20 protein-coding genes are annotated in these 25,124 nt (G+C 45.4%); 17 read left to right on the top strand and 3 right to left on the bottom strand.

The genetic code is table 11. The features are described 5' to 3' along the window. The first annotated feature begins 23 nt into the window (after positions 1-23). The 5 genes from MHH56_RS24510 (at position 24) to MHH56_RS24490 (ending at position 6,969) form a co-directional block, all read left to right on the top strand. On the top strand, positions 24-932 hold the full coding sequence (locus MHH56_RS24510; RefSeq protein ID WP_339204270.1) for an ABC transporter permease subunit: 909 nt from the start codon (positions 24-26) through the stop codon (positions 930-932). 14 nt (positions 933-946) lie between these two features. Further along, complete coding sequence (locus MHH56_RS24505; protein WP_339204269.1) at positions 947-1,861, top strand: carbohydrate ABC transporter permease; 915 nt, start codon at positions 947-949, stop codon at positions 1,859-1,861. A 62-nt stretch (positions 1,862-1,923) separates the two neighbouring features. Next, entirely contained in the window at positions 1,924-3,522 is a 1,599-nt protein-coding gene (locus tag MHH56_RS24500; RefSeq protein WP_339204268.1) for an ABC transporter substrate-binding protein, read from the top strand. Positions 3,523-3,602: 80 nt separating this feature from the next. Next, complete coding sequence (locus MHH56_RS24495) at positions 3,603-5,339, top strand: histidine kinase (protein WP_339204267.1); 1,737 nt, start codon at positions 3,603-3,605, stop codon at positions 5,337-5,339. Positions 5,340-5,346: 7 nt separating this feature from the next. Beyond that, on the top strand, positions 5,347-6,969 hold the full coding sequence (locus MHH56_RS24490) for a response regulator (RefSeq protein ID WP_339204266.1): 1,623 nt from the start codon (positions 5,347-5,349) through the stop codon (positions 6,967-6,969). A gap of 45 nt (positions 6,970-7,014) precedes the next feature. On the opposite strand, the gene MHH56_RS24485 is transcribed toward MHH56_RS24490, so the two are convergent. The 3 genes from MHH56_RS24485 to MHH56_RS24475 are packed head-to-tail and all read right to left on the bottom strand — an operon-like array spanning position 7,015 to position 9,640. Then, a complete protein-coding gene (locus MHH56_RS24485) occupies positions 7,015-7,809 on the bottom strand; it encodes an ABC-2 family transporter protein (protein ID WP_339204265.1) in 795 nt (264 codons plus the stop codon). 18 nt (positions 7,810-7,827) lie between these two features. Further along, the gene (locus MHH56_RS24480; RefSeq protein WP_339204264.1) at positions 7,828-8,616 is read right to left on the bottom strand and encodes an ABC-2 family transporter protein; all 789 of its coding nucleotides are present in this window, start codon (positions 8,614-8,616) and stop codon (positions 7,828-7,830) included. 13 nt (positions 8,617-8,629) lie between these two features. Beyond that, positions 8,630-9,640, bottom strand: a complete 1,011-nt coding sequence (locus tag MHH56_RS24475; protein WP_339204263.1) for an ATP-binding cassette domain-containing protein — start codon at positions 9,638-9,640, stop codon at positions 8,630-8,632. Positions 9,641-9,838: 198 nt separating this feature from the next. Here MHH56_RS24475 and MHH56_RS24470 point away from each other — a divergent pair, with 198 nt between their 5' ends. The 12 genes from MHH56_RS24470 to MHH56_RS24415 all read left to right on the top strand — a co-directional run bounded on the left by MHH56_RS24470 (position 9,839) and on the right by MHH56_RS24415 (position 25,110). Then, a complete protein-coding gene (locus MHH56_RS24470) occupies positions 9,839-11,698 on the top strand; it encodes an ABC transporter ATP-binding protein (protein WP_339204262.1) in 1,860 nt (619 codons plus the stop codon). After that, positions 11,685-13,502 (top strand): ABC transporter ATP-binding protein, encoded by a 1,818-nt coding sequence (locus MHH56_RS24465; protein ID WP_339204261.1) that lies wholly within the window; start codon positions 11,685-11,687, stop codon positions 13,500-13,502. Before MHH56_RS24470 ends, MHH56_RS24465 begins: the two co-directional genes overlap by 14 nt. A gap of 29 nt (positions 13,503-13,531) precedes the next feature. After that, a complete protein-coding gene (locus tag MHH56_RS24460; protein ID WP_339204260.1) occupies positions 13,532-14,026 on the top strand; it encodes a GNAT family N-acetyltransferase in 495 nt (164 codons plus the stop codon). Between the two features lie 459 nt (positions 14,027-14,485). Next, positions 14,486-14,650, top strand: a complete 165-nt coding sequence (locus MHH56_RS24455) for a hypothetical protein (protein WP_339204259.1) — start codon at positions 14,486-14,488, stop codon at positions 14,648-14,650. A gap of 209 nt (positions 14,651-14,859) precedes the next feature. Beyond that, on the top strand, positions 14,860-16,176 hold the full coding sequence (locus MHH56_RS24450; RefSeq protein WP_339204258.1) for an extracellular solute-binding protein: 1,317 nt from the start codon (positions 14,860-14,862) through the stop codon (positions 16,174-16,176). 382 nt (positions 16,177-16,558) lie between these two features. Continuing rightward, positions 16,559-17,077, top strand: a complete 519-nt coding sequence (locus MHH56_RS24445; protein ID WP_339209721.1) for a MauE/DoxX family redox-associated membrane protein — start codon at positions 16,559-16,561, stop codon at positions 17,075-17,077. Positions 17,078-17,093: 16 nt separating this feature from the next. Beyond that, entirely contained in the window at positions 17,094-17,690 is a 597-nt protein-coding gene (locus MHH56_RS24440; protein WP_339204257.1) for a hypothetical protein, read from the top strand. 43 nt (positions 17,691-17,733) lie between these two features. Further along, positions 17,734-18,201 carry a hypothetical protein gene (locus MHH56_RS24435; protein WP_339204256.1) on the top strand — a complete coding sequence of 156 codons (468 nt, stop codon included), beginning with the start codon at positions 17,734-17,736 and terminating at the stop codon, positions 18,199-18,201. Positions 18,202-18,212: 11 nt separating this feature from the next. Beyond that, positions 18,213-18,377 (top strand): hypothetical protein, encoded by a 165-nt coding sequence (locus tag MHH56_RS24430; protein WP_339204254.1) that lies wholly within the window; start codon positions 18,213-18,215, stop codon positions 18,375-18,377. Between the two features lie 205 nt (positions 18,378-18,582). Beyond that, positions 18,583-20,325: an ABC transporter ATP-binding protein gene (locus MHH56_RS24425; protein WP_339204253.1), complete on the top strand. Its 1,743-nt coding sequence runs from the start codon at positions 18,583-18,585 to the stop codon at positions 20,323-20,325. A 55-nt stretch (positions 20,326-20,380) separates the two neighbouring features. Continuing rightward, on the top strand, positions 20,381-23,233 hold the full coding sequence (locus MHH56_RS24420; protein WP_339204252.1) for an FtsX-like permease family protein: 2,853 nt from the start codon (positions 20,381-20,383) through the stop codon (positions 23,231-23,233). Between the two features lie 164 nt (positions 23,234-23,397). Then, positions 23,398-25,110, top strand: coding sequence for an extracellular solute-binding protein (locus MHH56_RS24415; RefSeq protein ID WP_339204250.1), 1,713 nt, complete (start codon positions 23,398-23,400; stop codon positions 25,108-25,110). Positions 25,111-25,124 lie beyond the last annotated feature (14 nt).

The following is a 25,124-nucleotide window of genomic DNA, read 5'->3' as shown; positions in this document are numbered from 1 at the left end:
AGCGACAGAGGAGCTACGTCCGTTTGCTGCGGAACATTGTGAAGTATCGCGTGCTGCTGCTTATGCTGCTGCCGACAAGCATCGTTTTTTTCATTAATTGTTATATTCCCATGTTTGGCGTTTTCATTGCTTTCAAGAACATTAACTACATCGACGGAATTATGGGCAGTCCGTGGGCAGGGCTCGACAATTTCCGTTTTCTCTTCGCTACTTCCGATGCGTGGCGAGTAACAATTAATACGGTTGCCTACAATGTTGTCTTTATTGTGACCGGTCTTCTTCTTTCCGTTGCGATTGCCATTGCCGTAAACGAGGTTCGTGCCAAGCTGGCATCGCGACTCTATCAGACGGTGATGATCATGCCAAATTTTTTGTCCATGGTTGTCGTCAGCTATATCGTATACGCCTTTTTACACCCCGAATACGGTTTTCTGGTCAAATACGTGTTGCCGTTGTTCGGACACTCTTCGGTTAATGCTTATATGCACCCGGAGGCTTGGCCTTATATTCTGTGGTTAACGAAAATGTGGCACTCCGTCGGCATAGGCAGCGTCATTTACTTGGCCGCAATAACTGGAATCAGCGAAGAGCTGTACGAAGCAGCGGTCATGGACGGAGCCAGCAAATGGCAGCAGATCATCCGAATTACGATTCCGCTCCTGACTCCCGTGATGGTCATTCTGACGATATTAAATTTGGGGGGCTTATTCCGCTCTGACTTCGGGTTATTTTATCATGTTACGCTCGATTCCGGCGCGTTGCGCTCCACGACGGATGTCATCGATACGTATGTTTATAGAGGCCTGATTCAGCTCAATGACTTGGGAATGGCCTCCGCAGCGAATTTCTACCAATCGGTAGTTGGATTTTTCCTTGTCATCGGAGCAAATAGTCTGGCTCGAAAGCTTAATCGCGACACGGCACTTTTCTAGAATGGAGAATCAATATGAACAAAGCAACGAACGTTAAACCGTATCAGAAGGTATCTAAGCTAGCCGCGATAGTGCTTCATACTATTTTTATCGTTTTCAGTCTCGCCTGCATCTTGCCGATCTTGCTGATCGTCGCCATCTCATTTTCAAATGAAAAGCTCCTAACGCTAAAGGGCTACAAGTTCTGGCCTGACGAAATCGATGGATCTGCATACCACCATCTATTTGCCAATTCGTCGACTCTTATGAAAGCCTATGGGGTTAGCTTATCTGTAACTTTTATTGGAACCTTGCTGGCGGTATTGTTAATTGCGTTATATGCGTACCCGATCTTTCGCAAGGATTTTCCGTTTAAGAAAATATTTAATATCTATCTTCTGATTACGATGCTGTTCTCTGGAGGGCTTGTCCCTTTCTATCTGTTGTACGTCAACTATTTGGATCTGAAGGACACTTATGTCGCGCTTATCCTTCCAGGCCTTTCGAACGCGTTTTATATCTTCATTGCCCGTACATTCTTCCAGCAAACGATACCGGAAGAGATGATTGAATCGGGTAAGCTGGATGGAGCGTCGGAGTGGCGAATTTTTTTTCAGCTCGTTCTTCCTATTTCGCTTCCGGTACTGGCAACGATCGGATTGTTTACTACGCTAATGTATTGGAACGATTGGTTCAATTCCTTGCTGTTCATTAATGATAGCGAAAAGTTCTCGTTGCAGTACGTCATGATTCAAATGATTCGCCAAGCGGAGTTTTTCAAAAATCAATTGGCGGGCAGCGGAGTAGCTCTGCTAGTGCAGCAATCGGTACCGACAGAAAGCTTACGGATGGCGATGGTAGTCGTCTCCATTGGTCCCATTCTGTTTGTCTATCCTTTCTTTCAGAAGTACTTTACCAAGGGACTTACCATTGGAGCCATCAAAGGTTAATTCGTCTAGCTCTGGCTTAACGGCCGGTTAGAATATATGAAAATTTATTGGGGGTTAAAAAAATGAAGGTAACGAAAGGTTTGGGCAAAACGCTTGCTGGGCTAACGGTGGCCATGCTTGTCATGTCAGGCTGCAGCACAAATTCAGGATCATCCGGTTCACCTAATGCAGAACCGCTGTCAACAAGCAAGCCATCCGAGGAAATCGGATCAAGCACAAGCAATCCCGATACATCGACCTACCGCAAGCTCAAAGTCTATACGGTAGGCAATTTTCCACAAAACGACTCCAAGGCAGTTGTAGCAGAAATCAATAAATACTTGAAAGAGAAAATTAATGCGGAGATCGACTTCCAAGGACTGCCCTGGTCCTCCTGGGCTGAGAAGATGGCGCTGGCCTATCAGTCCGGAGAGCAAGTAGACTTGACTTTTGCTCCGAACTGGGCAGATTTTTCCAACAATGTAACCAAAGGGGCGTTTCTCCCGCTAGATGATTTGTTAACCGAATACGGGCAAGGAATAATGGAGACGCTAGATCCTCGTTTTCTCGATGGGGGCAGAGTAAATGGGAAAATTTACGCGATCCCAACCAACAAAGAAATCGGCGAGAGCCACACGATTATGTTTCGGAAAGATCTTATTGATAAATACGGGTTTGATATCAACTCTATCCAAACACTGGAAGACCTAGAGCCGTGGCTTCAAACCATTAAGGATAAGGAACCCGGCCTTGCACCTATCTGGCTCTCAGGCAGTGGTTCCGATACGCTGAGCTACTTCGACAAAACAAAGCCGAGCATGGAAGAAAACTTCCGATACGAGCTGGTGGCCGGAGCACCTGCCGGTATTGTATTGGATACTAAGACAGATAAGATGATCATCAGCACGTTGGAATCCGATGCGACTATTTATAGGTTGAGGCTCTACAGCGAATGGTTCAAAAAGGGATTCATCAATCAGGATGCCGCGACGACCAAAACGAGCGCCGAAGATGCATTTAAGGCCGGCAAAACGTGGATGAAATTCGGTTCCGATAAACCGGATTCCGACAAGGAAGATTCCAGCGCGACGGGTATCGAACTAGTCAAGCTGAAGGGGAATGATCCTGAAATCAGTACAGCAAGCGTCAGCAACTCCATGATGGCAATCGGCCGCACATCTGTCGATCCGGAGCGCACAATGATGCTTCTAAACCTTCTTCATACCGATAAAAATCTGGTCAACCTGATCGATTTCGGTGTGGAAGGACGGCAATATGTCAAGGTAGAGGGCAAGGATAATTTCATTAAGCTGCAAGATGGCGTCTCTACCCGTGCGGATACGGGGTGGGCTCCGGGTATTGAGTGGATGTTTGGGAATCAGACCCTCACTTATTTATGGGAAGGCGAAAGCTCGGACAAATGGGAGAAGTTCAAAGCCTATAACGAAAAAGCTCACAAAGTAAGGTCGTTTGGCTTCAACTTCAATACAGACGCTGTCAAAACAGAGGTGTCCGTCGTCAGCAACATTATCAAGGAATATCGTCCGCTGCTTGAAACGGGCAGCTTAGATGCCGACAAGGTATTGGCAGAATACAACGACAAGCTAAAGGCCAACGGTATCGAGAAAATCCGCGCCGAAGTTCAGAAGCAGTACGATGAGTGGAAGGCGAAGCAGTCATAAGCAGGCAGGGGAAAGACCGAAATGGTCTTTCCCCTTTCGTGCCGCATGGGCGTTCATATACTAGGCAAAGGAGTGGAACTGTGGGACTTTCATTGCAATTTAAAGTAAGCGCACTCGTCCTGCTATTAGTGGCGCCACTTTTTTTCTTTCTTTACTACACCAATATCTACTCCACAAATATTGTTCGTGAGAAAGTAGCGAAATCCGCATCGGACACGTTGACCCTTCATTTAGGCTCTCTTGATGAGCTGCTGGAGCAGACCAGTACTTATTTGCTGCGAACGGCAAATGAAAGCATGCTACTTGAGCTATACTCGGAGAGCGACCCAGACAGTGTAAACTATTATTTATCTATCAGAAAATTAATGGATCAATGGTATAGCGATGTTAGCTACTACTCTATTATTCGCAGTGTATTCGTGTATCATCTTGACCGGGAGGAGCTATTCCTCAGCAGTCAAAAGGAGTATTACGAGGAGAAGGAGGCTATCCGTGCCGGTCTGTCCGCTCGGCTGAAGAAGTTCAAGCTTCCGACGTCCTTGAAGTGGGAAATCATTAACGTCGGTGGCGAGCCGGTCTTATTTAAGGCACTTCCGGATAAAAGTGGAAGGCTGCTCATCGGTGTACTTGTCAGCATTGACTCCTTAGCTCAGCCTCTAATCCGGTTGGAGTCTGTAGAGAGCGACGAGAAAATCGGCATTATATCCAAAGAGGGGCATCTGTTGTGGGGGCAATTCGCCAATGAAGATCTTGTCCGCATCCGCAGCCATCTGAACGATCAATCGAAACGCTCTAGCGCTTCTATTCGACTTAGTGACGGCAGCAGCTATTTGTTCGTAGGCAAACCGTCTCTTTTTTCGGATCTCAACGTTTTCATTTTATTGGACGAAGAATTGCTGCTGGACGAGCTGCCTCTGTTCCAAAGCGTAATTAAGGTCATTCCCATAGCGGTAGTTGTCATTCTAGTTGTATTGTTCTTTCTATTAAGCCGTCTTGTATTTAAGCCCATTCAGCAGTTGGCAAGCGGGATGCGCATACTTGGCAAGGGACAGTTAGAATACCGTTTGAAGGAAGAGAAATCCAAGGAGTTCCAACTGATTACACAACAGTTCAATCGAATGGCTGAACAAATCGGGAATCTAAAGATCTATGTATATGAAGAGCAAATGAAAGTACAGCAAGCCGAACTTAAGCATCTTCAGGCTCAGATTAATCCCCATTTTTTCATGAATTCCTTAAATATCGTCTTCCATCTTGTAGAGCTTCAGAAGTATTCGCTGATTAAGAAGATGATCAGCCACCTAGTTTCCTATTTCCGGTTCATCATGAGCACCAACGATACATGGATTACGCTTGTTAGCGAATTTAATCATATCCGGAACTACATGGAAATCCAAATGGTCATGTATCCGAACAAGCTGAGTTTTTATGATCGGCTGCCCGAGGAATTAGAGAACGTCCTTGTTCCGCCCTTGCTTGTGCAACCGTTCGTGGAGAATGCTATGAAGCATGGATTTATTAATAATACCAAGCATTTTGAAGTCAGCGTCACGGTAAGTGAAGCAACTAGTAAAGATGGGGATTCATGCATGGCCATCGAAATCCGCGACTATGGACCGGGATTCTCCAAGCAGCAATTGGACATGCTCAACCTTGGATTATATGAAAAAGAGCCGACAGACCGTCAACTGGGGATATGGAATGTGCGCAGGCGCTTGATTATGTTCTATGATGGACGCGCGAATATAGCCTTCCGCAATGATCCACAGGGCGGTGGAATAGTGAATATCAATTTGCCTATGCAAAGGAGGCTTTGATCATCGTATGTATACAATCTTAATTGTTGATGACCAATATTTTGCCTTGCTCGGTTTGCAGCAAGGCGTGAACTGGAGCATGCTGGGCGTTACGCACATTAGTTTGGCGGAGAACGTGGATCAAGCGTTGAAGGTGCTAAGTAACACTACTGTCGATTTGCTAATTTGCGATATCGAAATGCCGGGGAGCAGCGGTTTGGATTTGTTGGCCTGGGTGGAGCAGCATTCGCCGTACACTTTGACGATTATGCTTACTTGTCATGCGGACTTTGAGTACGCGCAGCGCGCCATCCATCATGGAGCGTTCCATTATTTGCTCAAGCCCGTCGATTATGAGCAATTGAAGAAAGTGGCCGGCGATGCTTTTGCAGAGGTCGGTAGGCAAAAAGAACAAAAAAAGTTTGAAGCTCTGATGCAGGACTATCGAAGAAAATGGGAACATCAGCTGCCTATATTGGTGGAACGCTTCTGGCAGGACATCCTTAGTCAGCGGGCATCTCTGCTCCCGGACTCGCTGCAAAGATCCGCACAAACTTGTGGCTTGTCGATCAAGCCTGATGATCGTTATATCCTGGTTCTGTTTGGACTTGAGCAATGGAAAGATAATCTGAGCGCGCGTGATGAAGCCATTATGGAATACGCGCTTCGCAATTTGGCTGGAGAACTGCTTCTGCTAGAGCTGGAAGGTGTTGTATTTCAGGATCATACAGGGCTTAATCTGGCGATCGTATATGTGAGAAGTGAAGAAACCTCTATTAGCAAGGTGCTTAATTACAATTGCCGTCAGTTTCTGAACGAGTGTGAACGGCTTCTTCAATGCTCCTTATCTATTTATATTAGTCCGACGGTAGTATTACCGGAAATCGTTAGCGCCTACACGTATGTGACAGAGAGAGAGCAGCACAATTTAACTCGATCCCGGCAAGTATTCATGCCTGCCTCTACTCCTATGGAAAAAAGCATGAATCAACTGCTGGCCGTAGCTCCACTAAGCTTATTTGCAGAGTGGTCCACTATAATGGAGCTTGGCGAGTTAGAAGAGCTGGATCGCCGAGTGAAGCAATGGTTCTGGAGCAGTGAAGGAAATACATGGACAAAGGAATCTCATCATCAGTTTATCCACGGTATTCTCTTCATTATTCACACCATATTGGCCCAAAAAGGTTTATCCATTCACAAGTCGGCCGAATTAAAGAGCCTGACAGATAAGGAAAGCTATCCCAAGCACTCGGATGCCCTGCAACAATGGACGAGATGCTGCCTGAAGGCAACCGTACGACTTCTCACGGTAAGCAACAAAGTATCTTCTGCTGTAGTTACCAAGATTAGACATTACATTCGTTCACGATTGAACCAGGAGATTACCCGGGAGGAAATGGCTGCCCATGTCTATCTGAACCCGGCGTATTTATCCAGATTGTTCAAGAAGGAGACCGGGTTATCTTTGTCGGATGCCATCATTCAGGAACGAATCCAAGAGGCCAAACGATTGCTGGAAGAAACCGAATACAAGATTACAGACATTGCAGAGCGTATAGGTTATACCAGCTTAGGAAGCTTTTCGAACTTATTCAAAAGAATTGTCAGCGTAACGCCACAGCAATATCGAGCACGGAAAAAACGGGATTAATTAATCATTTTACACAACGAAACGGACTTTAAGAACGGCAAATAGTTATCCGCCTGCTCCCTGATACTTGTTTGCGCCGTACATCCAAAAGCGGTAGCCTAGTCCATAAATCAGCGGACCCGCGAGCGGGACCAGCCACTTGGCCCAATGCGGTATTAGCGATGTCTCGTACGACAAAAGAAAGGCTGCAGGATAGAAATTGACAAAAGCGAGTGGAACGCCAACGGTCAAGAGCAGCTGAACCACTGTTCCGAATATTGGAAGAGGATAGGATATGAACTCCTTCAAATGGAAAAACAATGAAAACAAATATCCCGTCCTCACCCACACGAAGGTTGTAGCGCCAATAGCAGTGAGCAATCCAGCATGAATCATTGCACCGCTGATTAATGCAAGCAGCAAATAGACGTAATCTGTCCATGCCCACTGTAAATTTAATTGAGCAATGGCCCAAATCAATACAGTTCCGGAAATACTGATATGGGCGACGTATGCCAGGTTAAAGCCGCGACTAATCAGGTATAAGTAAGGGTTGACAGGTTTAATGAGCAGCGTATCGAAGGTGCCTTCCCGAACTTGGCCTTCCAGACCCGACATTTGCACGTAAGAAAAGGAAGCGCCAAGTGCATATGTAAATAATCCGATGCTATAAAGCAAAGCAATTTCAGGCCAGTTCCAGCCAGCAATCGAGTTGAATTGCTTCATGAACAGCCAAATGACAATATAGTCGCCTGCATAGGAAATGATTTGCGCGAAGGCAGAAAGTACAAAATCAGCTCGGTATTCCATTTTCTCTTTCAACAATAATCGAACCAGCTTACTGAAGAGTAATAAAGTCATAGTACGCCTCCTTTCTTATTAGCCTCCTTGAACGATTAATCGCCGTACGGCTCTGCCCCAAAGCCAATAGGCAACAACAAGCAACAAGATGATCCATACACATCCCAACGCGACGGTTCTCCATAATTCTGCCTCGTTCAGATTGCCGAGATAAATCGCCGCAGGTACATAGCCTAGATATTGGAATGGCAACAACTTGGCGACCGCTGCCCAAGAAGGGGAATAGAACCACAAGGGCAGAAACGAACCGCTGAAAATGGTAGTTAGGCCGCCAAGCGTCCAACTGAGCGCAAAATGGCTTAAGAACCAAAAGGCCAGAAGAGAAACAAGATAACCAAGAAGAAAAGAAAGTATTAAAGCCATTAGCAGAGCCACTAGGAAAGCAATGAAATGTATCGTGGAAGCAGGAGGAAGCATCCCGAACAAAATCCATGCAAGCATCAGAGAGGGGATAACTGTGAAAATGAACTGATAAAGCGATTGTCCAAGCCCGTCAAAAAGCAGATATAAAGGATAGGAGAGCGGCTTGACGAGCTCTGATGCGATACTGCCGGACTTGAGACTGCCGTCAACTTTACTGCTAACCCGGTTTAGCAAAAGAGCAAAAAGGAGGGTGTTTAGTATACTATATGTAATCATTTGTTCGACTGTCGTACTGGCTGAACCGCCATTTCCGATAACGGCCCTCCAAATCTCCACTTGGATGAGTATTGCAAAATAGTTGCCCAGCAGACGAAGCCATACTTCGGAACGATATGCTAACTGGTTAACAAAGGCCTTTAACGTAAACATAAAATAGGTCGACATTGTCTGCTCCTTCTCATCCGATTTTGCTGATCGTTTGTTCCTCGCTAGCCAGTTGAAGATACAGCTTGCGTATGACAGATTCGATATCCAGGCTTTCAATAGAGGCGTCTTCTACAGGGTATTGGGAGGCAATCCGGCTGACGTGTTCAAATACGGTTGATTCACCTCGCGGTACTAGAAAGGTTTTGCGTATTCCCTCGTCCTGAAGCATCGTAATGCCAGGGATATCGATAAGCCCGGGATCGACTCGGAAATCGATGATAACTTTCCTTTCACTTCCCAGCTTAGCTCGCAAATCTTCAACAGAGCCATCGTAGACCAGGCTTCCTTTGTTAACGACAAGCATACGTGGGCAAATTTCTTCAATATCTTTCATGTCATGGGTAGTTAATACGATCGTTACTTTACGGTCCCGATTTACAGTGCGAAGAAAGCGCCGAATTTGATCCTTGGCCATGACATCTAGACCGATCGTTGGTTCATCGAGAAATAGAATTTTGGGCTCATGAAGCAGCGCCATGGCGATCTCAACGCGCATACGTTGCCCCAGGCTAAGCTGTCTCACGGGCTTCTGCACAAATTCATGGATGGAGAGCAGGCTCATGCAAAGCTCCAGATTTTTACGAAAAGCAGAATCCGGTATTTTATAGATGTATTTGTGAAGATCAAAGGAATCTGTGACAGGAAGGTCCCACCATAATTGACTTCGTTGTCCAAAAACGACCCCGATTTGCTGTGCATTCGCTTTTCTTGCTTCATGCGGTACTGCGCCGAGTACTTTAATGTCTCCATTCGTTGGGACCAGGATGCCTGTCATCATTTTAATCATTGTAGATTTACCCGCACCATTTGGTCCCAGATAACCAATGGCTTCTCCTTCATTGATCGTAAATGACATATTGTTAACAGCATCTTCTTCCGTATATTGCCTTGTAAATAGACTTCTAACGGACCCAATCAGTCCAGGAAATCTTCTGTATTGCCGATACGTCTTAGTAATTCGGTTAACAGCTATTATACTCACATCGTCACCTGCCTTTAGAATTTATCGCTACTTCGATTATTTACAGCTTAACAATCTTAAGGGATATTGGCAGTAAATTCAATAAAATGTAAAATAAACTATGATTTGACGGGTGAATGATCAGCTAATTGACAGGTTGTTTCCAATTCCACTATGTAGTAAATTTTGAATTACTAATTATTGGAGGAAGAAACGGCCTTGGAGAAAATTAAACTTACAATTCAACATATTAAAGTGATTATTGCCAATAACTTATTTGTGTTCAGATTAGCTTGGAGTATGCATCCACAGAGAGTGCTGGCGGATTTTGCAGTTCAAGCCGGTAGAATGATTGGCAATGTGTTTTTTTCTGTATATTTCATGAAGTACCTCATTGAGTCTATTTCAATCGAAAGGGACTTTCAGCAAATTATCCATTTCATAATTATGACGTTAGTGTTGATACTTGCTTTAATTTTACTAGACAATTGGTATGAAATTCGCTTCAAACCCTTAAGTGATCTCAAGTTATATGAGAAGCTGTATCTCATTCTCTTTCGGAAGGCAGCATCCGTAGAATTGAAATGTTTTGAGGATTATGAGTTTTATAACAAGTATACAAAAGCCATTCAAGAAGCCGATCAAAGAGTCAGCGCTGTTCTTGAAAATCTCTCAAGGGTGATATTCGTATCGCTCGCAACCATTAGCATATTTGCCGTGATGTACGCCATTGACCCATGGGTGGTATGGTTTGCTTTATTGCCTATTTTCGGAAATTTTTATTTTGGAAAAAAGCTTAACCGAATTCAGTTTCAACAAAATAATGAACGGGTACCCTACCAACGGAAAATGGATTATGTCAACCGGGTCATCTATTTATCCCACTTTGCCAAGGAAATCCGTCTGTCCCGCATATTTTCAGTTCTGAGAAACACCTATATAGAAGGGTATGACGGTGCCATTTCGGTCGTTCATAAGTATCGAGTCAAAGCAGGAGTTGTTTCCTTTTTTAAGATATTTACAACCTTTACACTAATATTCCAAGGGGTTCTGTTGTATGGAGCTTATTTGGCTATTGTCAAGCAGTCGATTTCTATCAGTTCCTTTATCGTTCTGGGAAGCGCAATGGTCGGCGGTGCGTGGTCGCTCATCCGATTGTCTGATAGTTTTGTAGAAATTAATAAAAACGGCATTTACATTGAAAATTTAAAAACCTTTTTAAGCTACGTTTCCGAAATCGAGGAGCATGCCGGTCCAGTTAAAGCAATTGCGCCGCCAATACAGAAATTAACATTTAGGCATATTAACTTTACTTATGATGGGGCAGCTGAGGCTGCTATTCGCGATATTACGATAGAAGTTAATAAGAATGAGAAAATTGCTCTAGTCGGCCATAATGGCGCCGGCAAATCAACGCTAATCAAGCTCATGATGCGATTGTACGATCCTACTGACGGCGAAATATTATGGAATGGCCAAAATATTAAAGAGTTTGATCTCCTGTCATACCGCTCAATGTATGGAACCATATTTCAGGATTTCAAGATTTTTTCGATGACGATTGCAGAGAATGTGCTTATGCGTGATTTGGTTTCCGAAGCAGACCGCAAGCTCGTCATAGATGCGCTCAAGAAAAGCAGAGTTTATGATAAGGTAGCCTCTTTGCCGGAGGGAATAAATACGATGCTCACGAAGGAGTTTGATGAACACGGGGTTGTTTTATCAGGCGGCGAGTTTCAAAAGATTGCGATAGCAAGAATCTTTGCGCAACAGGCTGAAATCCTCGTGCTTGATGAGCCTACGAGCGCGTTGGATCCGATTGCGGAATATGAAATTTTTGAAAGTATGATGGAAGCCTGCAAGGATAAAGCTGTTGTTATTATTTCTCATCGCATGTCATCAGCTATGCTTGCAGATCGTATTTATTTCATGGAGGATGGCGAAATCAGAGAGTCTGGTTCACATATGGAATTGATGCAGCTGCAGGGGAAATATGCGGAGCTATTCTTAAAGCAAGCGGAAAAGTATGTTGATCAAGAAGAGTTGGCAGGGGTGGTGAATCTGCATGAAGCCCAATAAGCATAGCTTTACTAGGGTCCTTAAAAATAATTGGTTTATTATGAAATACGGGCTGCGCCATTCCCGCAACTATATCATCTTTACATGCTTGTATGCGTGCTTGCAGGAAATAGAAATTTTTATTGAGCATGTCATTTTGATTAAGTTTGTATTCGACAGCGTTCAATATGGAACTTCCTTCTCTACCGTTGCTCTATATATCGGACTTACAATTTTGTTTATCGCAATTTGCTTTGTGCTGGACAGCATCTATTTTCAAAGCGTTGAACCGAAAGGAAAGGAATTGCTGTATCAAAAAATAAGGATGGATCTCTACGAAAAAGCGATTAGCACCGATTTGGCCAACTATGATGATCCTGTTTATTATAATGATTATGTATGGAGCGCCAATGATGCCCATAATCGAATTGATGCTACGATAAACAACATTAGAAAATTGTGCCGATCCGTCACGGTTATTATAACCTCTATAAGCTTTTTCTTGTTTGTTGACAAGCTTGGATTGCTATTTGTGCTCGCGTCTTTCATTCTAACTCTGATTGTCAGCATGATCTCCAATAAAATCAGGTACAAAATGAGAATGGAGCTTAACGAAAAGGATCGTAAACGAATCTATCTGAAACGATTGTTTTACTTGGCTGATTACGCGAAGGAATTAAGACTTTATTCCATCAAGGAGAAATTTTTTAGAGATTTCACCGATACGCATAAAGAAATGCACGGGATTGTTAAAAAACGTTCGAAAAAGCAGTTTTGGTTAAACTTCACCTCAGAGTATTTCTTCAATGAGTTGATATTGAGCGGCCTGTACGTGACTTATGTTGTCTTTATGACGTTAGTGAAAGGAACGTTAAGCTTTGGCAGCGCGGTTACACTGTTGAATTCATCATGGCGTCTAAAAGGCAACATGCAATATATGACGACGCTCATCAGTGAGATGCAAGAAAACAGCTTGTACATTGAGAAGTTAAGAAGTTTCCTGGAGCAAAAGAACGCTCTGAAGGAAGTTGAAGATCCACTGCCTGTGCCGGATAAGTTTACTGGATTAATGCTAAAAGAGTTATCGTTTCAATATGGTCCATCCGGGCCACGTATTCTTCATAATGTTAATTTCAGCATTAGGCCAGGTGAGAAAATTGCAATTGTTGGTTACAATGGTGCCGGAAAAACGACATTGACGAAGCTGATCATGCGTCTATACGATGCAAGCTCGGGAGAAATTCGTTTAAATGGGATACAAATCGATCAGTTCAAGCTGGATGATTACCGTATGAAGATTAGCTCAGTGTTTCAGGATCATCAACTGTTCGCTGCTACGCTTTCCCAAAATGTCGTCATGAATCAGTTTTCATCCGGCGATTCATTTCTGGTAAGAGAAGCGCTGGAGAAAAGTGATTTTGGCAATAAGCTGCAGACTTTGCGATTGGGGACCGATACCTCCATTACCAAGGAGTTTGACGACGCCGGGATAGAGCTATCTGGTGGAGAGGCGCAGAAGGTAGCGATCGCAAGAGTGTTCGCCAAGCCGACTCTTCTCATCCTATTAGACGAGCCTTCCAGCGCCTTGGATCCAATGAGCGAATATCATTTGAATCAAGTGATGCTGGAGAAGGCAGAAGATCGACCCATCATTTTTATTTCACACCGCTTATCGACGACCAGAATGGCGGATCGCATACTCATGATGGAAAATGGTCAAATCATTGAGCAAGGCTCACACGAAGAGCTTATGAGAATGGACGGGAAGTACGCTCAAATGTTTAACCTTCAGGCCTCACGATACCGCGTGGTTGTAGGAGCTTGAAAAATAATGATTGTGGGGTGGCTTGGATAGTGGAATTTAGAGAAATAACGTGGGACAACTTTATTGAATGTATTGAGCTCAAAGTTGCAGAGGAACAGAAACGCTTTATCTCCTCTAATCAACATGCACTCGCAGAAGCATATATTGCATCAAAAGAGGGGCAGGTCATTATTACATTTGCTATTTATAAAGATGAGACTATGGTCGGCTTTATCATGATGTATTATGACGATGGAAATGGGAATTTCGAATACAGCAGCTATGGCGTTTTTAAAATCATGATTGATGGGCGATATCAAGGCAAAGGGTATGGGAAGGAAGCCGTGGAAAAAGCTGTAGAATTCGCTAAGACATCTTCTCATGGTGAAGCGAGGGTCGTAGAAGTTACCTATAACCCCGAAAACATCATTGCGAAAAATTTATATGCCTCATTAGGATTTGTTGAAACAGGAAATACCCACCCTTCTGGTGAGGTATATGCTGAGTTTGTTCTACCTAAAACACCATATTTACGGAGTCTTTAAAGCAAGCATGTTATCTGAAGGAACCTGAAATAATTGAAAATACGAGGAGGAGAGTCTCATAGTTTCCATTCGAGATTGTACCGAGGCAGATCTTGATGCCGGCTTCATTGGTTGGTCCTGTAGCTGCATGGATGACCCATAAGGAGCAGGTCTTGAACAAAGTTGGTTCGCTACGTGGGAGAATCAATTTGCTTAACGCACGATTAGAAAGTCATATTCGTAACCGAATAGTGGCAATGAATAGATCAAACAAGCAGCCGACCATGTCGGCTGCTTGTTTGTTTTTTAGTGCGATGAAATGAGTATCTGACCCATGCTCTTGTGTAGAAAATCCCATCATCTAACAGGTATAGAAACCATTGAACAAAAGGTTGTTTACAAAACATGTAAACGTTACACTTTTTTATGAAGAAGATATTTCGTATACATTGACGAACAAGCAAAAGGAGGATGAGCGTCATGAAATTCAAAAGGTTATTTGCAATCTTACTGCTAAAACGGTCATTGATCATACAGCTTGTTTCCTGGGCCCCGATAGCTTCGTCAAACGAGGATAATCCGTTGAAGCAAAAGATTGACCGTTTCCGCGAAAAGTATCCGAATGTACAAATTACGATCAATTAGATGAACCCGTGAATGTTGGAGGGAAGTCGAATATTGAGCAAGAAATATGGTTGAGCAGCACCAAGTCTCTTCAAGTGATCGTGAATGGACAGAATGAGAGAGAGGCGTTAGCAATATGCGAAAGAATTAGATATTGAATTTGGCTCTCGAGATTAACATCTGGCATTACATTGTCATGTGAAGTAAAGGCGTAGAGGAGAAATATGTTCATGTCAAACATCAGAAAACTGGGGATACTGCTAATGTTCGTTATGACGTTATCGAGTTGTATGTCGTCATCGCATACACTCAAGAATAACGATACGTCTGCTCGAGTCGGGGAGAAACAGCAGCTAACAATTAAGCTGGTTGGTCGTTATAGCGGGGATACGCTCCCTCAGAAGATCCAGCGTTTTGCCGATATGCATTCGAATGTGGAAATTAAGATCGAGTGGGTTCAGTCTTATAATAATCCGTATAGCAAATCTCCAGTTTTGTTTGCACCTTGGACTCCAATTGAGGTACCTTCTGAGCTGTATGAGGACTCTAATAACGTTCCGGATATCGTTGAACTGGTGCCCTACCAGATGCGAGAATTGTATCGGATGGGAGTTATCGAGCCGTTAAATTTGAACGGATCGGATCTAGATGATTATGCGATTGCGACTAATGACGGATATGTTCTGGGTATGAAAAGCAAGATTAACCCGATGATTCTTTACTACAATAAAGATATTTTTGCTACCTTGGGGATTGAAGTTCCTTCGGAAAAATGGGATATCGATATGTTGAACGATGCGATCGTCAAGCTGAAGGCTGCGGGAGAGACGCTCTATATTCCTCTATCGCCATTTACACTGGAGTGGGCAACGGGACTGTACGGTGGACGTGTTGTCGGAGTAGACGGCAGGTCATTCGCCGGTTATATCGATAGTGATAATGCAATTAAAGCTGCCAAGTGGATTATGACTATCGGAACGAAAATGGAATATGCCTCGATGTCCTTAACTGATTTACGGCCCCCTATGCCTTACGATTTGGTCGATGGTAAAATCGCGCTAGCGATAGAATATGCGTATGGATTTAATATATCTATGAAAAACAGCTATGAGGAGATTGCGCAAGAGAATAACCAAATCGGAGTGGCAGCGTTACCTTTGGGAACGAACGGTCATAATCCGGCTTTAATATCGGGATTATCCCTAACCTCGAAATCTGAACATAAAGAATTGGCTATGCAGTTAATTCGGTATCTATCAGAAGACCGAGATTCATTGTATACGGACATTGCTTCGCATACACTTCAGACCGCTACAAGAACCTTGAAGGAGCCAGTGGACGCTGCACGGAAATTGATAATTATAAAGGCTATGAAAAGGTCCGTTCCAGCAATACTTAATACGCATGAGGTAGCCGAAATCGGTTTTTATGACGCGATACAATTATTTTTGCCAAAACCACTGCTTGCGATCAGGGACGGGCAGTCAATTAGAGATATGCTAAAACAGTATGCGGATCAACTGGATAGCGATGCGAGAGACAAATAATGTTTTTGAGTCAAAAACCAATAATTAGACATGTATTATAAATTATTCCATAAATGTTAAAATGAATGTGAGTCCGAGAGTTTTGTTGATTCTGTAGTCTGTACTCTCCAAGGACTGGTCTTGGTAAAAAAATAGAAACGGAGGTGATTATATGTGTGGATATCAATCAGGGGGCTGTCTGGCGAGTTCCTGCGGAGGTTCTTCTAAACTGGGGGTTCAACTGGTGAATTACGTATGTGATGGTGTCATTCTATCCCAGACTTCGTCGGGTTGCTGCAACCTTTAAAATCAGTGGACTACATGCTTACAATAATGAGAAAACACGGCTTTATGCCGTGTTTTCTCATTATATTTCATGTTGGAATAGGAGGATCATAAAGTGATGGGTCCCTTTTTGCAGTTCCTGTTATTGATTACCTTTTTGTTGTCTGGATTCGGAAAACTAATCAGTTTCGCAGATTTTAAGAAGACGATTGAACAATTAGAAATCAGCCGTCGACTTGTTTTACCGAGTGCAGCTGTTGTTGTACTGCTAGAATTATCTGTTTCGATCCTTCTTATATTTTCAGGGACTCAGTATCTCGCGTATTTAATAATCTTGTTTTTACTAGGCTGCTTTGTGTGGTCTATCTACCGGGCATATAAACGCCAGCTGAAAGTGGCCTGTAATTGCTTCGGCAATATTAATCCAGAGTCGTTCGGTTGGAATACGGTACTACGGGTTGTCCTGTTACTTGTCATTACCCTATATCTCTTATCAACCGGAACAACAACTGTATGGGCGGAGTATCCGATCGAAGATATCTATTATGCTGGAGTTGGTTCGATCGGTGTGCTTCTGGTTTACAGCTTAATGGCGTACGCGGCATTCGGTACTTTAGCAAGTGACGGTTCCAAGTAAGGGGGAGTTGGATAACATGCAATCCATTGCGAATGCTGTTCTATGGTTATTAGTCATAATGTTAGCGGTCAGTGTGCTGCGGTTGCGCAATAAGGTCTATATGCCTTTCAAGCTAAAAGAACTGTTGTACTCCGATTTCGGTGCGCCGCTAGGGGAGAAATTTCCAGTAACACACTTTCAGACGATCACTGGCGGACAAGCTGCGGTTCATAATGATTCAGGAAAAAAGAAAATTATATTGGTCACCTCTCCGACCTGCGGCACATGCACGACGTTATATCCACTGATCAATCCTTTCATGCAGAACAAAAACGATCAATACGAGTTTATCTCAATGATGTATGGTGATTTGCAAGAGGTTAAGGCAATCGGTCATAACTACAGCCTGATGGTGCCGGTTGTTCAACTGGAGAACGAGGAAAGTTTGAAAGCAATTAAGACCGATCGTTTCCCATTCGGCTATTTGCTATCTCCGGATGGTAAAGTCACATCCAAAGGATTGATTACGAATGAAGAGCAATTTGACCTTCTCCTTACGTGGGCTCCAAAGCAGTCGAAGAAAAGCAGACTAGCCTTTTATCGGCAAAGATCTAATGCAGAGCAGCAAGTCTAATCGGTTATCTGACAGATTACTTTTACATCGTGGGAGCCCTGTCGTGAAATACACAATGATGATAAATGTAGCATTGCTCTTCATCACTTTATTATCCAGCTGCGTGTCGACAACAACAGCTGAAGAAGCAGCACGGAACAGTGAGGAACCCAAGTCGAAAGACACGCTGACCATCCAGCTTGTCTCCAGTAACGGCTCGTTTTACGGAGTAGAGCACCATCGGCTAGCGCGGAAAATCGAACGATTTGGAGATCTCAATCCCAATACGAACATTACGATACGTTGGATAAATGATTATAGTTTGACACAAGGCTCTAATTCTGTGCCGACTTGGATAAAAACTACAAAGCCAGCCGACTTGTATACAGTAACGCAGAGGGCACAGGATGTACCGGATATCTTCGAACTTGCGCCTAATCAGATGCTAGAATTGTATCGGCGCGGCGCAATTGAACCGCTGAATATGAATGAAACAGGCGTTAGCGAATATGTGGTCTCCTCTAAACGTTAATTATACATGAAATGAAACGTTCCGTTCCGGCAGCGCTCTTCATGCATGAGGCATTTTCCATGCCTTACTTTGAGCAATGGAGCAGTCCTAATCGGTTAGCTGCCATTCATAATGGCCTGCCGATTCGTGAATCCCTGCACCATTATGCTTTAGAGTTAGAGCTGGAGTTGAAATGAAATTGCATACGCGAAACAACTTTTCGAAGTGTTATGAAACTGTGAAAGATAAAAAGGAGGCGTCTCATGCTTGAACTGACTTTATGGCATCACCTTGAGCAGCCGGAATCCTATGCGTGCAATGGAGAAGATGAATATGACAAATCAAACTCAGAGACCGAACATCGGGATTCGTAGCATAATAGCCATACTGGGGCGTTCATTGATGCTCGTGTGGCGTTTATCGGCGCCACTTGTGCTGCTGCTTCTCGTTATGCGAGTTGTGAGCGCATTCATTCCGGCTATGCAGGTATTGGTCGTGAAGGAATTAACAGATGCGGTCGCCGGATTGCTCACGCGTGATGGCGAGATGTCGGAGCCCGTCAAGTGGCTGGCGGCAAGCGGCGGTCTGCTGCTGATTGGCGCGCTTTTGGATGCCGCAGCCCAATACATGACGATGCTGATGAAACAGAAGACGCAATTCAAAATGGAAACGATGCTGGCAGGGAAATCAATGAGTATTCCGCTGTCTCGATTCGAGGAGCCACAATACTATGATCAACTGCAAAGGGCTAAGATGAACGTCTCTTTTCGAGGTTTTCAACTGATAGAGCAGCTTTTTTCCATTGGCCAATCGCTGCTCACGGTCGCTTCATTCTTCGCCCTGCTGTGGCATTTTAGCTTTGTATTGTCGCTGGGAATGGTGCTTGTTGTCGTTCCGACGCTTGTTGTACATATGAGAATCGGTGAATGGAAGTATTGGCTGATGCGTGTGCAGACGCCGTTCTCGCGGCGCCTGTTCTACTTCTTCGATCTGATGACCAACCGTCAGTCCGCTAAGGAGGTCAGATTGTATCGGCACGCTAATAAGCTGCTACACTATTGGGGCGGATATTTCTGGAAAAATGCTGGCGAGCAGAAGAAGGTCGAGCTTCGATCGCAAAAGATGCGAATAGGAATTGAAGGTCTGAACGGAGTGCTTGCCTTTTTATTCTCCTGTTATGCGGTCTGGGTATGTTATTCACAGCAGCTATCGCTCGGGGCTTATGTCGCGATCGCGCAAGTGCTGGCCACGACTCAAGCTTCAATGCGCATGATTGCTCAGAACTTATCGTCCATCTACGAGGAAACGCTCGTCATGAACGAGTATTACGACTTTTTGGATTCGGAGGAGGAAGAGAACGGGCAGGGACGGCATGTGCTGAACAGCCCCATTGCGGAAGGCATTACCGTTGATCATTTGACTTTTGCCTATCCAACCAGCCTGAAGCCCGTGCTTAACGATATTTCGTTCCGAATCAAACCGAATCAGACAGTAGCGATTGTAGGGGAGAATGGCGCGGGCAAGAGCACGCTCGTTAATTGTCTGATTGGACTTTACCGTGAATATTCGGGCTCTATAAAATACGACGGCGTTGACTTGATGGAGCTGGACGTTAACGCATTTCGCGACCGTACTGGAGCGGTATTCCAGGATTTTCTAAGGTACCAAGTATCCGTGAAGGAGAATATTGGGTTCGGCGATGTAGGCCGGATGGAAGACTTGGCCGCAATTGAGGCGGCTGCCGCGCGGTCCGGTGCCGCGGACGTTGTACAAGGGCTTCCGGACGGCATGGATACGTTGCTCGGCCCGATTTTTGATGGGGGGCACGAGCTGTCCGTCGGCCAGTGGCAGAAGCTTGCCCTCGCAAGGTCGTTTATGCGAGATTCTGCAATTATGGTACTTGACGAGCCTACAGCATCCATGGACCCGATGGCTGAAGCGGAGTTGTTCAAGCGATTCACGGAGCTGGCCGAAGGACGCATTACGCTGCTCATCTCTCATCGACTCGGAAGCTGCCGAATGGCGGATCATATTCTAGTCATGAAGAATGGCACACTAGTCGAGCAAGGCTCACATGAACAATTGCTAAGCTTGCAAGGGGAATATAGCCGAATGTTCGAATTGCAGTCATTGGCTTACCGATAATCTAGGTTTCAAACCAACCTGCTATGAACTTCATATCAAGGACGGGGGTGTATATATGGCATTATGGACGATGATTCTCCGCAAGATGGTGAATAATAAGTGGCTGCAGCTGAACTTGTGGTTCGGTCTGACTGTATGTGTGGCTCTATTCTGCTCGATGCCCCTTTATTCTGATGCCATCCTGCAGCGGACGTTGCTGAGGGAGCTCCAGCAGCTTCAAGAGAGGGAAGCTGTATTTCCTGGATATGTAGGAATTAGTACGACCGTCTCCTCCAAGACGACGGACGAGAAGACGAGAAGCCAGATCGCCGAGGCCGATCAATTCGTACAATCGATACCCGAGCGGTTGGGTATGGAAGCAAGAGCGTTCTACCAACAAAGATTTACATCAAAAATGAAAATATACGGGGCGGACGCGTCGGAGCAAGAGAAGAAAGTGCTGAATGCGACAGGCGGCTTTAGGACGCTGACGGACATGGAACATCGGGTTCTTCTTATTGAGGGACGGATGCCCGTCGATCGAACGGACGGCGTCTACGAGGCGCTCGTTACAGAACGCTTCTTGCTGTCGACGAAGAGGGAGCTCGGAGAAGAACTGATCGCCGAAGTGATGACAGGGGATCGTGCACGCTTCCGTGTAATCCCTGTTGGACTTATTGTAACCGATCCAAATGCGGAGCCATATTTGCCTTTTGTTGCAGAAGAGGTCGTTGACGGATTCATGATTCCATTCGAGACGTTCGAGCGCGAGTTTGTACAAGGAGGCAAAGCGGCAATCGCTTTCCTTGAATGGCGTTATGCTATGGAATATGAGCAATTGAACGTTGAGTTTATCGATCAGCTCGTTAAGGCGGATACCGAGATTCGACGTTTTTTCCAAGGTTATATCGGCATTGCCGAGGTCGAAATTCCGGCAACGCCGACAGCGGCATCATATCATTCGACGGAGAGTCAACTGACCGTTATGATGTTGGCGTTGTACACGCCCGTCATGCTAATGCTCTCCTTCTATTTATATATGGTTGCAAACCTGATTATTAATCAGCAGAAGACGGAAATATCCGTGCTGCGCAGCCGAGGAGCAAGCCGTACGCAGCTGATGACGGCTTATACCGTAGAAGGCTTGCTTCTTGGCCTCAGTGCACTTGCGATCGGACCGTTTCTTGGCGTGAAATTTACACAATTGCTGGGCGCTTCCAGCGGCTTTCTGGAGTTCGTCCAGCGTTCGGCGCTTGAGATCAGCTTGAGCAGCAAGTCTTACAAGATTGGAGCGGTTGCCGTTGGTGCGGCGCTTGTGCTGATCCTGATTCCGGCATTTATGGCTACTCGCGTCAGCATCGTTAGCCACAAGCAGAAGATGGCTCGAGGAGCTAAGCTCTCGTTCTGGTACAAGAGCGGAATTGATATTATTTTGGTCGGATTGGCCATCTATTTACTGATTAACTTCAATAAACGAATGGACGATTTGCAGCGGCTTGCGCTCGATGCCAATGTCTTGCAGGTTGATCCTCTGCTGTTCTTCATGCCCGCAATGTTCGCGCTTGGCGGGGGGCTATTGGCGCTTCGCGTCTATCCATGGTTCATTCGGTTCTTATATTGGGCTGGTCGCAGATGGTGGCCGCCGTCGCTTTACCATTCGCTTGTGCAGATCAGTCGCTCATCCGGCCAATATTTGACGATCAAGGTGTTTCTAATTATGACTGTAGCGACAGGGTTGTTCAGTGCCAATGCAGCGCGGACAATTAACGATAATATGGAAAGTAAAATCCAATATGCTATCGGCGCGGATATCACGGTGAAGGCCAAGTGGGAAACCTACGAGTCCGATTCCGGAGGTCAAGCAAGTCTGGCACCGAATTCGAAGCAAATGAAGTACATTGAGCCGCCCATCCAGCCGATGAGAGAGCTGGATGGCGTGGAATCGGCAGCCAAAGTGTTCAGGAAGGAAGACGCGTTTTTCGTAGAAACGAAAAACAAGAGCTCAGGCGTTATGACGATAATCGGCATCGACACGTTGGATTACGGCAAGACGGTCTGGATGAAAGACGGATTGCTTGATTCTCACATTAACAACTATCTTAATCTTATTGCGCCAGACCCGATGGCGGTGCTCGTCTCTCGTTCCATTGCCGAGGAGCACGGCGTAAAGCCGGGCGATAATATTCGGGTTTATTGGCAGGGACAATCCCAAGCCCTGTTCACTGTATATGGCATTATCGACTATTGGCCGACATGGAATCCTCTACCTTCCGAAAGGTCGTTCGGAGACAAGGAGACGGAGAAACCTCATCTGATCGTTGGACATCTGGGTACAATTCAGAATCGGATTGGACTCGAGCCATACGAGGTATGGTATAAGCTGAAGGCCGGCATTTCCAGCTCGCATATCTACGATCAGCTTGCGGAGAAAGGAATTCCGCTTGTGGGTGTCCGTGACGCAAAGCAGGAATTGATACAGTCCGCGAACGCTCCGCTGCGGATGGCAATGAACGGCGTTATGACGCTTGGTTTTGCCGTTGCGATGCTCATCTGCTTCTTCGGCTTCTTGATCTTCTGGGTACTGACCTTATCCGGACGCACGCTTCAATACGGAGTGCTGCAGGCAATGGGCATTCCGTTCTACCAGGTATTCGGCATGCTTGTCAGCGAGCAGGCGCTCACCTCGGGAGCCGCAATCATTATCGGCGTCTATATCGGCAACTTGACGAGCGATCTATACGTTCCGCTGTTCGAAATGTCTTTCGCAACAACGGAGCAAGTGCCGCCGTTCCAAATCGTGCGCAAGCTGGGAGATTATGTGCAGCTCTATGGCATTGTTGGGCTCACGATTGGCATCGGCTTGTCGATTCTCGTCTACCGGTTGTCGCGTACGCGAATTAGCCAAGCGCTTAAGCTGGGAGAGGAATAATAGGCCTACATGAAACACGCCAGAACCGGCGTGTTTTTTGCATGCTATCGGCAATCGGGTTCCGATTTGTGCCTCGTTTTTTTCATCAAGTAAAGATTGGGTAACATTATAAAGGATTGGCTCTTGATTTTTTGGTGATCAATCATGGAGAATAATAAACATGCATGATTAATTCGTTGTCGAGAAATGGGGTTGTCATCTTGCGGAAGCGAATTTGGAATAAGGCTGCGCTCATGCTCGCCGTATTCATGTTTATGCAGACGCTTACGGCGTGCGAAAATAAGGAAGCGGCAGAGAAGCCTGATACCGAAGGTACGGAACAATCGATGTATTCGGATTTAGGCTTAACCAAATATAATCCTCCGATCGAAATTTCGCTCGTACGGGAAATAGACGAAGACTTTACGGATTTGATAGCCAATTTTCCGGGGGAGACACTCGATAACAATCGGTGGAGCCAGCTATACGAGGATGTGCTTGGCATTCGGGTTAAGTACGAATGGACTGCCAAAAGGGATCTCTATCAACAAAAATTAGGATCTGCGTTAGCATCGGGCAACATACCCGATATCGTCAGAGTGAATGCGCAGCAGTTGCGGCAATTGGCAAACGAAGGACTCATGCAGGATTTAACCAGCGTGTACGAGCAGTATGCAGCGCCGTTCACCAAGGATGTGCTGAACCAGGAAGGGACGGGGCCGTTTGAGGCGGCAACGATTGACGGGAAGCTGATGGCGATACCAGAAACGTCGGCATCGATCGAAGGCGCCCAATACTTATGGATACGGACCGATTGGCTGAAGCGGCTCGATTTAAAGCCGCCAGAGACGATGAATGATTTGCTCGCAATTTCGAAAGCGTTTACAGAAAACGATCCCGACGGAAACGGCGAAAACGACACGTACGGGCTGGCGCTAACGCAATATTTGTGGGATCCCGTTATGGGGGCTTTGGATTTTATGGCCGGTTACGGCGCTTACCCAAACATTTGGCTGGAGGATGATACGGGCAAGCTTATGAATGGAGCCGTTCAGCCGGAAGTGAAAAAAGCGCTAGCCGTTCTTCAGCAGATGTACCGCGATGGACAAATTGATCCGGAATTTGCGTTAAAGGACGGCCGTAAAGAGAAGGCGATGATCTCGGAAGGGAAAATCGGCATGATGTTCGGAGAGCAATGGGGTTCATTCTTGGTTCAAGCAAGCTACGAAAAGGATGCCGATGCGGACTGGCAGCCATTCCCTATTGTGTCGGATAGCGGCCAGAAGCCCAAAGTACCGCTTCGCTTTGCGACTACGCAGTTTCTAGCCGTCAAAAAAGGGGTAGAGCACCCCGAAGCGATCGTGAAAATGATCAATTTGCATCTAGAGAAAAATTGGGGCGTTACAGCGGAATACGAAACCTACTACAGCACTCCGTATCCAGCATGGCAGCTCTCGCCTTTTACTCCCGCGCCATTGCTCAAAAATTACGAGGCTTTTCTGCAGCTGGATGAATTCCGGACCACGGGAGACGAAGCGGTGCTGCATGATGAAGCTAAAGCGATCAAAAAAAATATCGATGCGTATTTGACTAAAAACAACGTAACCGGCTGGGGGTGGGAACGTACTTACGGGCCCAAGGGGGCGTTCTCCATCTTCAGGGAGTATGAAAAAAACAATCAGCTGCTCTACGAGAAGTTCGTCGGCGTTCCGACGCAAGCGATTATCGAGAAGCAATCCATATTGGACGATTTGAAGCATAAAACATATATGAACATTATTCTCGGACGGCCTATCGAGGAATTTGACCGCTTCGTCGAAGAATGGCATCGATTAGGCGGATCGCAGATGACGGCTGAGGTAAACGAGTGGTATACCAAGAAAGACGGTACATCCTAGATAAGAAGTAGGTT

Origin of the sequence: Paenibacillus sp. FSL K6-3182 (assembly GCF_037976325.1) — a bacterium.
GTDB lineage: Bacteria > Bacillota > Bacilli > Paenibacillales > Paenibacillaceae > Pristimantibacillus.
Note: the sequence above shows the minus strand (reverse complement) of the source record. Positions and strands in the feature narration are given on the sequence as shown.

Excerpts from the sequence above, each read along its gene's own strand:
- MHH56_RS24505 (WP_339204269.1), top strand. The coding sequence starts at position 947 with ATGAACAAAGCAACGAACGTTAAACCGTATCAGAAGGTATCTAAGCTA.
- MHH56_RS24500 (WP_339204268.1), top strand. The coding sequence starts at position 1,924 with ATGAAGGTAACGAAAGGTTTGGGCAAAACGCTTGCTGGGCTAACGGTG.
- MHH56_RS24490 (WP_339204266.1), top strand. The coding sequence starts at position 5,347 with ATGTATACAATCTTAATTGTTGATGACCAATATTTTGCCTTGCTCGGT.
- MHH56_RS24485 (WP_339204265.1), bottom strand. The coding sequence starts at position 7,809 with ATGACTTTATTACTCTTCAGTAAGCTGGTTCGATTATTGTTGAAAGAG.
- MHH56_RS24480 (WP_339204264.1), bottom strand. The coding sequence starts at position 8,616 with ATGTCGACCTATTTTATGTTTACGTTAAAGGCCTTTGTTAACCAGTTA.
- MHH56_RS24465 (WP_339204261.1), top strand. The coding sequence starts at position 11,685 with ATGAAGCCCAATAAGCATAGCTTTACTAGGGTCCTTAAAAATAATTGG.
- MHH56_RS24455 (WP_339204259.1), top strand. The coding sequence starts at position 14,486 with ATGAAATTCAAAAGGTTATTTGCAATCTTACTGCTAAAACGGTCATTG.
- MHH56_RS24450 (WP_339204258.1), top strand. The coding sequence starts at position 14,860 with ATGTCAAACATCAGAAAACTGGGGATACTGCTAATGTTCGTTATGACG.
- MHH56_RS24445 (WP_339209721.1), top strand. The coding sequence starts at position 16,559 with ATGGGTCCCTTTTTGCAGTTCCTGTTATTGATTACCTTTTTGTTGTCT.
- MHH56_RS24440 (WP_339204257.1), top strand. The coding sequence starts at position 17,094 with ATGCAATCCATTGCGAATGCTGTTCTATGGTTATTAGTCATAATGTTA.
- MHH56_RS24430 (WP_339204254.1), top strand. The coding sequence starts at position 18,213 with ATGAAACGTTCCGTTCCGGCAGCGCTCTTCATGCATGAGGCATTTTCC.
- MHH56_RS24425 (WP_339204253.1), top strand. The coding sequence starts at position 18,583 with ATGCTCGTGTGGCGTTTATCGGCGCCACTTGTGCTGCTGCTTCTCGTT.
- MHH56_RS24420 (WP_339204252.1), top strand. The coding sequence starts at position 20,381 with ATGGCATTATGGACGATGATTCTCCGCAAGATGGTGAATAATAAGTGG.
- MHH56_RS24415 (WP_339204250.1), top strand. The coding sequence starts at position 23,398 with ATGATTAATTCGTTGTCGAGAAATGGGGTTGTCATCTTGCGGAAGCGA.